The organism is Spirochaetota bacterium (genome assembly GCA_004297825.1).
Taxonomy (GTDB): domain Bacteria; phylum Spirochaetota; class UBA4802; order UBA4802; family UBA5368; genus FW300-bin19.
Map to the genome: position 1 here is coordinate 80,469 of SCSX01000018.1, position 13,760 is coordinate 94,228.

The window sequence follows — 13,760 nt, forward strand, 5'->3', positions numbered from 1 at the left end:
GTTTTTTAATGTGACATAAAATATATATTGACAATTTGCTCCATATATTAAATTATTATCAGTTGGCGCGGAGTCCCTGCGCGCACACACGATATCACCCGATCCTGGAGCTCGCAATGACCTTGAATATCATCACGATGCTCGCGTGCCTTTTGACGATCGTGCTTTTCAGAAGGCTCGACCGCTCGAACCTCAAGCTGGTCAAGCTCCGGAGGTACTCCTCGAAAATCTTTTCCGAGTTCCGCAAACTCGCCGACACCGAGGGCCGTCGTTTCAATGACGCCACCATCGAAATGGACATTCTCATAAAGAAGGCGCACGGCCTTTCCGGAAACCTGCGCGAATCCATCTCCGAGATCGAAACGAAGATGAAGGGGATAGACGCCGAGAAGACGAGCTTCAAAAAGGTCGAGGAAGATCTGAAGGTGGTATCCAACGCCGCCCGCGACGTAAACCGCCAGATCGAGTTCATCGCCTCCACGAAAGCCGGTTTCAACGAGATGACGAAGAAGATCGTGAACCTTTCCGAGGGGCTCGCGCGGCTCGAGCGGGAAAGCGCGGTGCTCATCCAGGCATTCAACGAAAAGGTGCGCGAGCGCTCCCGCGAGCTGGGCGAGGAGATCGCCGTCCAGTTCAACAGGCTCAAGGATTCCGTAAAGGACAACGAGTCCGCGCTGCTTAAGGTCACCCAGGAGCGCATCGACTCCCTCATGGGAAGCTTCACGGACTCGCTGCAGCGGATGGAGCAGGGCATAACCACTACCGGTGACGCCATCATGGAAACAATCCAGCAGAAGGCAGATTCGGTGGGCCACTCGGTTGACCTCCTGGAAAACCGGGTCGAATCGGCCGAGAAAAAGGTATTCTCGGAGATCAACGCTAAGATCATGACCCTCGAGAAGGCTATAGACGGCTTCGATCTCACGCTCCAGGAAACCCGCGACCAGGCGCTTTCCGACACCCGCGCCGACGTCTCGGATATCAGCCAGAAGATTCAGACGCTCAAGCTGACACTCGCCGATCTCGAGAACAGCGTATTCGCCGATATCAAGGAAAAGACCGGCGAGCTCCGCAAGGAGATCTCCGGCTCGGTCGCCGAATTCGGCGCGACGCGCGATTCCCTGTTCGATAAGCTGGACGCCGACATCGAGAAGGTGTACGGCAAACTCCGCAACGTTGAGTCGAACATTGACGATTCCAAATCCAAGCTCATCGCTTCCTTCGAAGATGAAGTCGGAAAAATCCGCGTCGAGCTCGACAACCTGACCATCCATTCCATTTCGAAGAAGGACGAAATCGTGCGCGCCGCCCGCAGCGAGGCCGAGGACATCAGGAGAAAAATCGAGGATTTCGGCGAGAAGTACATGGAGATGGAGCGCGGGCTCGCGGAGACCGCCCAGCAGAAGGTGGACAAACTCCAGTCCGAGTACCAGGGCGTCGAGGAACGGTTCGAGCGGCTTTCCGACAGGCTTTCATCCATGGAAGACCAGCTTAATATTTCAATGACACGCCAGATGGACCGCGTCAAGGACGAGTTCTCGCAGATGGATACCCGACTGGCGGAGATCCACGGCGAAATCCTGAAATACGAAGAGAGCAAGCAGATCTTCTCGAGGAACGAGGAGATGGTCCGCAAGGTCGAGGAAGCCATACAGCAGTATCACGGGGTGATACGCGAGGCCCGGGAGGAGACGAAAAACCTCCAGAAATTCAAGGAGGATTTCGAGCGCTTCAAGGACATGCGCCGCAGCGTTGACAAAGAGATAAAGGCATACGAGGCGCGCAAGGGCAAGCTGGAGCATTTCGAAAGCCAGCTCACCGGGCTCATCGAGATCACCGACGAGGTGTCCAACCGCGCCGATACCCTCGTTCAAAAGACCTCCAGAATCGACCAGGTGAACGCGCGCATCGACGCGCTAGGCCAGAGCTACAACACGCTCGAGTCGCGCATAGCGGATCTCAACCAGCAGGACGACGCGATACGGAAAAATCTCGAATCGGTGCAGTCCTCGGAGGTGCTTATCAGGACGCTGGAAGGAAAGATCAGCTCGTTCCAGGGCGCCATCGACCGTGCGGACAAGAAATCCCAAAAGCTCACCCAGTACCTGAAATCGATCGAGGAAAACACGTTGGTCTTGAAGTCGAGGGAGCAGGATATTCGCGATGTGAAGGACAAGTTCGCCGAGCTCGAAAGCCTATCGGAACACCTTGAACAGCGAATCCTCCAGATCAACGCGATGTCCCACAGGGTCGAAACGATGCGCACCGATATCGAAAGCACCGATACGCGGCTCAAGCAGATGTTCGACCAGACCGACAGGAAGATGAAGCAATTCGCCGATTTCCTCCAGGCGGTGGAGACAAACAACCCGATCGCGCGTCAAATGAAGGGGGATCCTGCCCTGGGCAAGAACATCAATGAGGGAATGATTAAAACGGTGCGCGACCTCTCATCGAAAGGATGGACGCCGCTTGACATTTCGAAGAAGCTGCAGATGGACGAACATGCGGTGCGGCTGATCATCAATACCACCACGCTGTAGTTTTCCGCCGGCCGGGCCCCCCGCAGCCCGGCTACTGGGGGGTCTTCTCCTTCAATTTTTCGCGAACCTCTTTCATTATCTCCTCGTCGGACTGCTGCTTGCGCAGCACCACGCGGTAGCGCACGTCGAAGCGCAGCGGCGGGTTGTAGACGTTCGCCGGGAACTGGAAATTCCAGCGCTGTATGTCCTCGACGATGAGCTTGTCTATTTCCATGAGATAGGTGAGCTCCTTGGGGCGCACCTTCGCGATGTGACCGTTATCGGGCCGGATGGATATCGACACGACCCCTTCGCAGAAGTGATCGATCTTGTCAAACTTCTTGAGCTCCTCCGCCATGTACTTGTCCCCGCCCGGATCGTCCTGGCGCTTGACCTGGTCCTCATACGCCATCTGGGCGACCGCGTAACGATCCGACGTCCACAGAACCTTGAACAGCTCGGCGGAATCCTTGTTGACCTTCAGGAATTTTTCTGCCTCGGTTTCGGTCTTCAATTTCGTTTTTTCCGGCTCTCCGGTTTTCGGCTGCCCGGTTTCGCACCCGGCGGTTGCAAGCGTCGCTGCTGTTAATAAAACCAGAATCCTGCGAATCATCGTAGACCTCTTTCCCGAATTTGTATTTGAGTTACGTAGGGCGGAGCATATCGACCTTGAACCGGACATCCCGCACGTGTGACGCCAATACTATACCTGTTACAGGTTATTATTTATTAATAATATATTCTTCAATTATTTCTTTAACAAAAGTGGAAAGAGATTTTGAAGAATTACTAGCTTGATTTTTTATTAAATTGTAGAGTTGAACTTCTTCACCTTGCCAAGTAATATCAAGTCGTCTCGTATCTATCATGGAAATATGATTATAATTATCAGGATGACACCAGTAGCAGTTTAAGCATATTTCAATAGTATTGATATTTATCCAATTTTCACAATGTTCACATGACCAAGACTTTGCACGATTGCAAGAACTACATAGAAGCATATAATTATGTTCATCATAATTATTGTTTTGATCACCAGCAACTTCATAAGGGACTCTATGATCTATTTGAAGATACCTTTTTTCTAATTGGATATTACATATATAGCATTTCCCTTGGTTTTCTTCATATAATTTATCATGTAGTTCTTTAGGAAATATTTTACGGCCCCCCAATTTACCTTTATTAATTTTATTAAAATCTCCAAATTTGTACGCAGCGATATTTTTCCCATTTTTTGATTTAATGTAAAAAGTTTCTAAGGGGACACCTGATTCTCTTACATCTCTTGCAGCACGTGGAGGATGATCATAACCATAATCATTTTTTAATTGTTCGGTAGTAATAAATTCATTCTTAATAATATGGTCAATTACTATCTTGGCCCTTTTATTTGTTATTGATTTTATAAATTTAAGTATATCAGCAGGTATTTTGTTTTTTTTCATTTTGGCTAAGCAAATAATAATTGTTGATCCTCTTGAAAGTGGTCGATCTGATTATATTTAGCATTTAATTGTTCAGTTAATCTTGAAGAAAGATATAACGATTCATAGGTTCGCTCAGTCCTTCCTAATAATGTTGCTTGGGTTGATAAACCGGCATCAAGTAAGATTTTATGCAAACTTAAAAAAACAGGTAAATCTTTTCCGTAATTAGTATCTGCTCGTTTTCCATCATAACTTATAATATACATTATATTTTTATTATTTAATTCATTAAGAAATTCTACAAATTCATTATATTCGACCCCGTTTGAATATCTAGTATCACGTTTACTAACAACTCCTTGATAGGGAGGATCCATATATACAAGATCATTCTGATTTATATCATTAATAATATTTCTGTAATCAAATGATGTAATTTTAACTTTTCCTTTTAATAGTTTTGATGCTCCAAGAATCTCATTTTTCATATTAGTGGGGGATTTACCTCTTCGTCTGTTATCTGGGCTTTGATTGAATTCACCATTTGAATTATATCTAATAGCTGCTTTAACACATCTTGCAAGCAAAAATAACAGGTCGGATGGGTGGTGGTTGTTATTAAATCTATTTCGTATATGGTTATAATATTCCTTTTCATTCCCAATCTGATCATGCCAAATCTTATTATAAGAGTCAATTAAAGAAAAGGGATCATTGATGATCAAATTCCATAGGTGCATTAGCGGTGCATTAAGATCATTTAAGTGATAGCTCGTGGCTAAATTGTTTGCTGCGGCAGCAAATGATATAGCTGCCGAACCAGCAAATGGCTCAATTAATTTATCAAAATATAGAGGAAAAAATTTTAGGATTAAAGGAGCTAAAAATCTTTTACTTCCCTGATAGGGTATTGGCTGAGGGATATTCATAATTTTATTCTCTTGGCGCACTATTCATAAGTTAAGGTAGTCGATAATCGAATATTTGTAAAGTGTTTTTTCATATTATGTTAAAGTGATTATATAACACTAAAGGAAGACGCCAAGAATTGCGTACAACAGACTCGATAAAGCTGGGGTGATGTGCCTGGGAATCGAAATTGACGCGGACGGGGATATCTACGCAGGCGTCGCGGAGCTTCCGCGCACGCGGAATGAAATTCACGATCGCGAAACTAGAGCGGGAAAAAAAATATTTGCGTGGGATGGCCTTCGTTGTCGAGCGCGTCTTCCAGATAGCGCCAGCCGCGCGCCTTGTAGTATTCCGCGAGACGCGTCTCGTCCTTCGCGTCCAGGAAGAGGTAGATCATGGTCAGCTTGAGATCCCTGGCCTTTCCAATAACGGCGGCAACAAGTTCCTCCGCAATACCTCGTCTCCTGAATTCCGGGACCACGAAGAGCGAAGCGAGCCATGGATTCAGGTCCTTCCGGGCCCAGAGGTCGTCGTTCTTCAGGGATACCATTCCCACCGGCATGCTCTCATCGACGGCCGCCCAGGCAAGCGGTATCGTATTCGCCGTCGTGCGCTGCCGGTATGATTTCACCAGCACGTCGTAGTCGATCGGACGCGTGCGGTACCAGAGGTTGTAGGACCAGTAGGCGAGGACCGGCGCGTAGTCCGGACACGCGGCGAGGGGTTTTATCTGTGCCATAAGTAATATCGGAACCCATGCTTATGATTTGTCAATCACTACATTCCTGCGCCTTTGAGGGGTGTGTAAGAATAGAAGATGTGGGGATCGAGAAGAGTTACTTGAGTCCGAGCGTCCCCCCGGGGTTCATGATGCCCTTGGGATCGCAATAATCCTTCATCGCCTGCACCAGGCCGTGCCCCGTCGCCCCAAGCTCGTCCCTCATCCACGGGGCCATGAGCTTCCCCACGCCGTGGTGATGGGAGAGCGATCCGCCGTTCGCGTGCACCGTGTCGATGATCCCCTTGTGAAACTTTATGAAATCGTCGGCGTCCTGGCCCTTCCTGATGGGCGACAGGAAGGTGAAGTAGAGGTTCGCCCCGTTTTCGTAGACGTGCGAGATGTGCACCATGCATACCGTATCGGGACGCGCCTTGATGTACGCGCGCACTGCGCTCCACAGGGGGACCAGGTTTTCCCAGCTCACGGCGGTCTCGAGCGTATCGGTCATGAGGCCAAGGTCCATCAGGGGATCGCGCAGGTACGCGCTCGAGTAGCGCTGCTCCAGCCATTTTTTCGTGGGGGAGGCCCCGGTCGCGAAGGCGCCGTGGGCCTTTGCCACGGCCTTGACCTTGTTCACGACGAACCTCGCGTAATCGCGCTCCCCCTCCACGGCGACGAACATGAGGCAGCGCTTGAGCGGCTTGTAGCCCAGGAAGGAAAGCACCTTGTCGGCCAGGGAGCCTTCCGCGCCCTTGAGCGTGAAGGCGACGTCGGTCTCTTCGTAGTCCGAGATACGGAAGAGGTGCGGCTTCCCGAACTCGCCCTGCATCACCTCGCGCATCGCGCGCACCGCGCCGGTAAAGTCCCTGAAAATGAAAGAAGCGTACGCGGTGTTTGCCGGAAGGAATTTTCGAATCTTCATGGTGACCTCCGTCACCACGCCGAACGCGCCCTCGGATCCGATAATGACCTGGTCGATATCGGGCCCAATGGCCGCCGCCGGATAATCCTTCGTCTCAATGACGCCGCGCGGCGTGACCACGCGCAGGGAAAGCACCATGTCTTCGATCTTGCCGTACCCGGTCGAGGCCTGGCCGGCGCCGCGTGTCACCACCCAGCCGCCCACCGTGGAGTATTCGAATGACTGCGGGAAATGCCCGCAGGTGAAACCGGATTTAAACTTGTTGAGATATTCCTCGAACGCCGGGCCGTACATGCCGGGCTGCACCGTCACGGTCGAATTCACCTCGTTCACCCTGATCACCCCGTTCATATGCCGGGTGAGGTCCAGGCTGATACCCCCGCGCGGTGTCTCCACGCCGCGCGTCACCGACGAGTGACCGCCGAAGGGCGTTATGGGAATTTTTTTCGCGTTGCAGAACGCCACGAGCTTCATGACGTCTTCCTCGTCCCGCGGATAGACGACCGCATCCGGGGGGTACTTCACCCGGCCCAGGCGCAGATACACCAGGTCGAGGAAAAACTTCCCGTATGCGTGGTATGCCCTTTCAAAGCCGTCCACGCTTACGTTCCCGGCCCCCGCTATTTTTTCGAGCGCCGATATCACCGGTTTCGGCAGCGCGCTTTTTCGCACGCGCACCGAAGCGTCGCCCGGGAGGTATTTCCCTTCAAGATCGCCCTTCGAAAGGCCGAACGTCTTCCCCGCGAATTCGAGCAGGTGCGCGTCCAGCGTCTCCTCGTGGGACGGGTCGCCCCATTTCAAAATGTCCCGGTAGGTCTTATCCTTGTGCATGTCCCTTACTCCAAAGGTAATGATGTCATTACGCGGCGTGAGGTCCGCGTTACCGCTTCTTCGCGCCCTTTTCACCGTTGGGAAGCACAAGCTGCGCCTTGACGCTGGCGATCTCCTTCCGCACGCGTGCCGCGTCCCACTTGAGCTCCTTCGCCGCGACCGCAGCCACGAGCTTCATGATCTTGTCGCCCGGGTAGCCCAGGGTACCGGTCCCCGTCCGGCGCAGCATGATATCGGAAAGCGTCCGCGCACACTCGACGCGTACCGCGTAGACGACCTCGGCGAGTATTTCCCCGTCGGCGCTCACCTGCTGGGCGAGCTTTTTATCGGCGCGCGCGAGCTCGAGCACCGCGTTGTACTCGGTCCCGTAATTCCGGGCGAGGTACTCAAGCGTCTTTATGCTGAAGTCCGGGTTCTGCTTGCGGGCCCTGTCCAGGAACCCGGCCATGTCCTCGATCTCGCATCCCTTGAGATATTCGAGCGCGGTCGTGGACCGGGGCAGCCGTGTTTTCAGCTTCACCTGGACCATTTTCAGCACATTTACCGCGAGTTTCCGGCTCGTCGTATACTTGCCGCCCTCGACCGTGATGAGTCCTTCGAAGCCCTGGAGCGCGTTATTGTAAATTTCGTACTTGCGGGAAGACTTGTACGTCCCCTCGGTCTGGGTATCGACCAGCGGGCGCAGTCCGCCGTAGGCGTACTGCACGTCCTTGTAGGAGATGCCGCCGTCCCCGAAGGACCCGTTGATCTCGGTAATAAACTCTTCGATGCTCGCGCGCGAAACATGGTACTCATCGGGATTTCCCACATATTCCTTGTCGGTGGTCCCGACCAGCGAGTGGCCCCGCCACGGCACCACGAAGAAATGCCTCCCACCCGGCGTGAGCATGGTCACCGCGTTTTTCTCGACCGCGTTTTTCAGGATGAGGTGAATCCCTTCCGAACGCCGGATATGGTGGTTCCCGTTGCCCTTCTGGGCGAGGTTGAGCACGATGTCCGCCCAGGGGCCCGCGCAGTTTATCGTGAGGCGCGCCTTTACCTCGACGGTTTTCCCGGTTAGGATATCCTGCACCTTTACGCCGGCGACGCCCTTCCCGTCGCTGTAGAGGAAGTCGAGAACCCTGGCGTAGTTGGCCACATGCGCCCCGTAGCTCTCGGCCGACTTGACGAATGCCAGGGTGAGCCTCTCGGGGAAGATGCTCTGGCAGTCGTAGTAGAGTGCCGCCCCGGTAAGCCCCAGCTTTCTCACGTTGGGCTCCATGGTCATGACCTTCTTCTTCGAGTACGATGAGTGGTTGGGGATCCGCTTGCTCTTGTCCCACGTCCATTTCTTATCGAAGGAAAGAATGTCGTAGAGCGTGAGCCCGATCTTGATTATCCACTTGTTGTTCTTGAACTTGTGGTAGTTCGGAACCATGAAGGGAATCGGGTACACCAGGTTCGGGGCTATGTTTTCCAGGATGCGCCGCTCGCGGAGCGATTCCCGCACGAGGCCGAACTCCATGTTGTTGAGATACCGCAGTCCCCCGTGAATGAGCTTGGAGGTCGCCGCGGAGGTCGCCCATCCGAAATCGTTTTTCTCGAGGAGCGCCACCTTCAGCCCGCGGGACGCCGCGTCATACGCCACGGCCGCTCCCGTGATTCCTCCCCCGATGACCACGATGTCGTATTCCTCGCCCTTGTATTTTTCGATGAACCGTTTCATGTTACGCCCCCTTGCCGGCCGCGCCGCGTCCCACGGAGTTGCCGGCCTTGTAGTATTCATGTATCCTTTCCTCGGTAAAAAGCAGGACCTCGTGCATAATCTTGCGAGCCTTGTCGGCCTTCCCGGCCCCTATCGCCGCCGCGATGTCACGGTGAAATTTCGCGGAGCGCTCCCTGTTTTCGGGAAAATCGAAATAGATTGGCCCGAAGTCCCGAAAGAGCTGGTTGAAAAAATTCAGTATGAATATGTAGAATAAATTGCCGCTCGCGCGGGCTATCATCCGATGCACGGTGAGATCGCGTTCAAGCATCTCGTCGCCGGGATCGTCCAGGACGAGCGTTGCAAGATCGCGCACATGTTCGTCCGTTCGCTTCTCCGCCGCTATAGCCGCCATCTCGGGCACCAGTATCCGGCGTATCACCAGGATGTTTTCCAGCACGCCGGGGTTCAGTATCGCCTTGCTGTAAATTATCTCGCGGAAAAGCTCCAGGTTGCCGCTTTCGAGATAATTCTGTACGTAGATGCCGTCCCCGTGCCGGATATCGACCAGCCCCAGCACCTCGAGCTTCTTGAGCGCCTCGCGCAGGGTGGCCCTGTTTACCTTGAGGCTTTCCGCGATCTCCCTTTCGGCAGGGAGCTTCTCACCGGGCTTGAGCTCCCCCGCGAGGATTTTCTGCAGCACCTGGCGCACGATTCCCTCGTGCAGCCTGCTCTTGACGACGGGATCCAGTTTTCTTGCCGCGCTTGTCATGTTATTTGTCCGGTGGCCGAGTGGTCCGACCAATAACAATTTACCATAAAGGCAGGCATTCCGTCAATAAATAATTGAGATTTGTCCGGAATTTTATTTTTTCCACGGGTATGGTGGATTGCCTTTCCCGTATCGGCCCCCTCCCCGCCGGGCCTTAAAGGCCTGCCAGTTTCCCGGCTTCGGGCAGAGACGTCGGCGACTCGCGGGAGGCGGGTTCGCGCGCGATAAAAGTCTTGCCCAACGGGGTCCCCCTCCTTATACTCACGGCGATTCATGATATTAAGAATTCGGGGATGGTCTGTGAAATCCGGGATACCGTATCATTTCTGGCCGGGTGTTGTGCTTATCGTAGGCATGGAGTGCTGTATCCTGGTGCAGGCAAATGCGTTCACCACCTGGGCCACACCTGTCCTTTGGACCGGCCTGATACTTGTCTTCGACGCGGTCCTCGTCCGTACGGGCCGCGCCTCCCTGATCCGGACGGGCGCTATCGTCCCCCTTGCCGTAATTTCCGTGGTGAGCTGGTGGGTGTTCGAGTGGTTCAATATCTTCCTCTCCAACTGGCACTACCTCAATCTCACCCCGAACCTCGGGGTGCGCTATTTCGGCTATGTGTGGTCATTCGCGACCATCGTGCCGGGGGTATTGCTGGCCTACGGCATGCTTTCACACATGATGAAACCGCTCCGGGGCCGTCCCCTGCGCCTGGGGAAAAGGACGCTTGCCGTCTCCTTCATCCTGGGGCTGATATTCCTCGCGGTCCCCATAGTGCCGTTCTCCATGTACTATGCCGGCCGCGCCGCGGACGAATCGCTTTTTATATTCCTGAAATGGGCCACCGGAACGCACCTCTCCGAGTACACCGCCGCATTCGTCTGGATCGGCTTCTTCCTGCTCATAGAGCCGCTGAACTACTCCATGGGAAATCCGTCCCTTGCCGGCGCCATGACACGGGGGAATTACAGGCCCGCGGCCGCCCTCTCCCTCGCGGGGCTCCTGTGCGGCTATTTGTGGGAATTCTGGAACTACTGGGCGCACACGAAATGGTTCTATACGGTACCGATACTCGGCGACGTGAAACTTTTCGAAATGCCGGTCCTTGGGTACCTCGGGTTTGTCGCCTTCGCCTGGGAGTTGTATGCGCTCACCGCGCTCGTGTACCCGCGCGCGATATACATCGTGGAAGGACGCGGCGAGTGATCACGATCATCGACGGCACGCCATGCCAGGTATGCGCAGCGCGCGACGCGGTCGTGGTGTGCAATGGCTGCGGGAAGCCCCTCTGCAGGGAATGCCGCATCCTGGACCTCTGGGGATTCAGCTGCGGGCATGCGGAATCGATGGCGTTCTGCGGGAAATGCAACGACGACCCCGAGATTAACATTTACAAGGGATATGTGTAGGGCTTGTGCCATTCCGGGCCAGTTTGATGATAATCCGGAAATTTCATGATATACACGCTATGGTCATTAAATGGAAACCACAATTTTAGAGCTTCTCGACAAGGTACTCGCCTGCAATGAGGCGCTTTTCTACCTGTTCCTGTTTGTAAGCGCCGTCATTGAAAACCTTTTTCCGCCCATTCCCGGGGACACCATCACCGCCTTCGGGGCATTTCTCGTGGGAACCGGGAGGCTCAATTATTTCCTCGTATACGGCGTCACGACCCTGGGAAGTGTTGTGGGTTTCATGCTGCTGTTTTTCCTGGGAAGGTTCATGGGAAAGGAATTTTTCATGAACAAGAATTACAGCTTTTTCTCCTCCAAAAGCATCCTTTCCGCGGAGGCATGGTTCCGGAGGTTCGGATATCCCGTCGTAGCCGGAAACAGGTTTCTCCCCGGCATACGTTCGGTGATTTCGCTGGTTTCCGGAATCTCCATGCTTTCCCCTGCACGTGTCCTGGCGCTCTCTGTCGCGAGCGCCGCGGTATGGAATTTCATCTGGATCCACGCCGGTTTCATGCTGGGCACCAACTGGGACGCCGTCCGCGGCAAAACACAGACCCTGCTCCGGAACTACAACCTTGCCGTAGGCGCGATCATGCTGGCGGCGGCCGTGGTATACGTTATATACCGGGTGCGCAGGTCGGCAAAGGAACGCGCCGGGTCCGCCGCCTAGGACTGCGCTTCTCAATGCCCGGCGGTCCCTGGACGGTGCATACCGGTTGTTCCGAGTCTCACATATTTCCCGCCTATTAAAAATATTCTTTACGATCGTTCGATAATTCATTATTTTAATATTTGTTAAAATACCATTTCGTTTTGGAGATATTCATGGACCATATAACCGAACTCACCGAGCAGAACTTTTCCACCGAGGTGCAGGCCAGCACCGTACCCGTCCTCGTTGATTTCTGGGCCCCCTGGTGCGGGCCGTGCAGGATGCAGACCCCGATACTCGAAGAAATCGCCCAATCCGGAGAGGTGAATGTCAAGATCGTTAAATGCAACACCGACGAGAATCCCGGCCTGGCCAGCCGTTTTGCGATCAACTCGATCCCGACCCTCATATTGTTCAAGGGGGGGCAGGAGGCGGAAAGGATGGTAGGCGTACAGCCGGCAGCATCGCTCAAGAAGAGGCTCCAATAATTCAGAAAGCACATCGCACAACCTCCCCGCTCTTCCAATTTTGCGCCGGGCATGGACCTATTTCATGCCCGGTATCGTCATCACGCGGCGCGGGAAGCCGACACGCACCCGCCGGTCGGCTATTCGTTCGGAGCGGATAATTGCCTTGACGGCGCGGATTTTTAATTACATACTTATAGGGCGGGGGGCGAACATCCAGGCAATTCAGGATACCTGCCGCAGATTCCGGTCGTCGAAATCAGGGTACATACAATGATGCCGCGCAAAGATCCCGGCGATGATCGGTGTCGCAAAATTTTCCAATGGGGAGCGGGAGTATCGTCATGATAAGCTACAAGGAACTCGGACTGGTTAACACGCGGGATATGTTCGCGAAGGCGATGAAGGGCGGTTACGCCATTCCCGCGTACAACTTCAATAACATGGAACAGCTTCAGGCCATCATCCAGGCCTGCGTGGAGACCAAGTCTCCCGTGATCCTCCAGGTCTCCTCGGGGGCGCGGAAATACGCGAATGCCACCCTGCTGCGGAACATGGCGCGCGGCGCGGTCGAATACGCCCGGGAGCTCGGGTATCCCATCCCCATCGTCCTGCACCTCGACCACGGCGACACGTTCGAGCTCGCGAAGGACTGCATAGAGAGCGGATTCTCCTCCGTAATGATCGACGGATCGCATTTCCCCTACGACGAAAACGCCGCGCTCACGAAGAAGGTGGTTGAATTCGCGCACAAGCACGATGTTACGGTAGAGGGCGAGCTCGGCGTGCTCGCGGGCGTCGAGGACGACGTATCGGCGGAGCACTCGAATTACACGAGACCGGAGGAGGTGGAGGATTTCGTGAAAAAAACGGGCGTCGATTCGCTGGCCATTTCTATCGGAACCTCCCACGGGGCGAACAAGTTCAAGCCGGAACAATGCACGCGGAACGACCAGGGAATCCTGGTACCGCCCCCGCTGCGTTTCGACATACTCGAGGAAATCGAGAAGCGTATACCCGGCTTCCCGATCGTGCTCCACGGATCGTCCTCGGTTCCACAAGAGCAGGTGAGGATCATCAACACGCACGGGGGGGCGCTCAAGGACGCGGTGGGCATCCCCGAGGACCAGCTGCGCAAGGCGGCGCGCTCGGCGGTGTGCAAGATCAACATAGATTCGGATGGGCGTCTCGCAATGACCGCGGCCATCCGCAAGGTATTCACCGAAAAGCCCGCGGAGTTCGACCCGCGGAAGTACCTGGGACCGGCGCGCGATTCGCTCAAGGAGCTGTACATGCATAAGAACATCAACGTGCTCGGATCCTCCGGGCACGCCTGATAATAAAACCCGAAATAACGACACACAAACGCGCGAAGGCCGGGTCACGTGACCCGGCC

General features: G+C 54.1%; 13 protein-coding genes. 6 read left to right on the forward strand and 7 right to left on the reverse strand.

All coding sequences use genetic code 11. The features are described from left to right. Positions 1-116: 116 nt before the first annotated feature. Positions 117-2,543 (forward strand): hypothetical protein, encoded by a 2,427-nt coding sequence (locus tag EPN93_03855; protein TAL38874.1) that lies wholly within the window; start codon positions 117-119, stop codon positions 2,541-2,543. A 31-nt stretch (positions 2,544-2,574) separates the two neighbouring features. Here the strand turns inward: EPN93_03855 and EPN93_03860 are convergent, their stop codons facing one another. The 7 genes from EPN93_03860 to EPN93_03890 all read right to left on the reverse strand — a co-directional run bounded on the left by EPN93_03860 (position 2,575) and on the right by EPN93_03890 (position 9,797). Further along, a complete protein-coding gene (locus EPN93_03860; GenBank protein TAL38875.1) occupies positions 2,575-3,135 on the reverse strand; it encodes a hypothetical protein in 561 nt (186 codons plus the stop codon). A 109-nt stretch (positions 3,136-3,244) separates the two neighbouring features. Beyond that, positions 3,245-3,973: an HNH endonuclease gene (locus EPN93_03865; protein TAL38876.1), complete on the reverse strand. Its 729-nt coding sequence runs from the start codon at positions 3,971-3,973 to the stop codon at positions 3,245-3,247. Positions 3,974-3,978: 5 nt separating this feature from the next. After that, positions 3,979-4,884: a DNA adenine methylase gene (locus tag EPN93_03870; protein ID TAL38877.1), complete on the reverse strand. Its 906-nt coding sequence runs from the start codon at positions 4,882-4,884 to the stop codon at positions 3,979-3,981. A 245-nt stretch (positions 4,885-5,129) separates the two neighbouring features. Continuing rightward, positions 5,130-5,606 (reverse strand): GNAT family N-acetyltransferase, encoded by a 477-nt coding sequence (locus EPN93_03875; GenBank protein TAL38878.1) that lies wholly within the window; start codon positions 5,604-5,606, stop codon positions 5,130-5,132. 97 nt (positions 5,607-5,703) lie between these two features. Further along, positions 5,704-7,341 carry an FAD-binding oxidoreductase gene (locus tag EPN93_03880; protein TAL38879.1) on the reverse strand — a complete coding sequence of 546 codons (1,638 nt, stop codon included), beginning with the start codon at positions 7,339-7,341 and terminating at the stop codon, positions 5,704-5,706. Positions 7,342-7,390: 49 nt separating this feature from the next. Next, a complete protein-coding gene (locus tag EPN93_03885; GenBank protein TAL38880.1) occupies positions 7,391-9,106 on the reverse strand; it encodes a glycerol-3-phosphate dehydrogenase/oxidase in 1,716 nt (571 codons plus the stop codon). Further along, on the reverse strand, positions 9,048-9,797 hold the full coding sequence (locus tag EPN93_03890) for a FadR family transcriptional regulator (GenBank protein ID TAL38881.1): 750 nt from the start codon (positions 9,795-9,797) through the stop codon (positions 9,048-9,050). The genes EPN93_03885 and EPN93_03890 overlap by 59 nt, the downstream gene beginning before the upstream one ends. Positions 9,798-10,097: 300 nt before the next feature. Between EPN93_03890 and EPN93_03895 the strand changes: the two genes are divergently transcribed. The 5 genes from EPN93_03895 (at position 10,098) to EPN93_03915 (ending at position 13,701) form a co-directional block, all read left to right on the forward strand. Continuing rightward, positions 10,098-10,997, forward strand: coding sequence for a hypothetical protein (locus EPN93_03895; protein TAL38882.1), 900 nt, complete (start codon positions 10,098-10,100; stop codon positions 10,995-10,997). Then, the gene (locus EPN93_03900; protein TAL38883.1) at positions 10,994-11,200 is read left to right on the forward strand and encodes a hypothetical protein; all 207 of its coding nucleotides are present in this window, start codon (positions 10,994-10,996) and stop codon (positions 11,198-11,200) included. The genes EPN93_03895 and EPN93_03900 overlap by 4 nt, the downstream gene beginning before the upstream one ends. 70 nt (positions 11,201-11,270) lie before the next feature. Continuing rightward, the gene (locus tag EPN93_03905) at positions 11,271-11,915 is read left to right on the forward strand and encodes a DedA family protein (protein TAL38884.1); all 645 of its coding nucleotides are present in this window, start codon (positions 11,271-11,273) and stop codon (positions 11,913-11,915) included. A gap of 155 nt (positions 11,916-12,070) precedes the next feature. Continuing rightward, positions 12,071-12,385, forward strand: coding sequence for a thioredoxin (trxA, locus tag EPN93_03910; GenBank protein ID TAL38885.1), 315 nt, complete (start codon positions 12,071-12,073; stop codon positions 12,383-12,385). 323 nt (positions 12,386-12,708) lie between these two features. Beyond that, positions 12,709-13,701, forward strand: a complete 993-nt coding sequence (locus tag EPN93_03915; GenBank protein TAL38886.1) for a class II fructose-1,6-bisphosphate aldolase — start codon at positions 12,709-12,711, stop codon at positions 13,699-13,701. Positions 13,702-13,760: the final 59 nt, after the last annotated feature.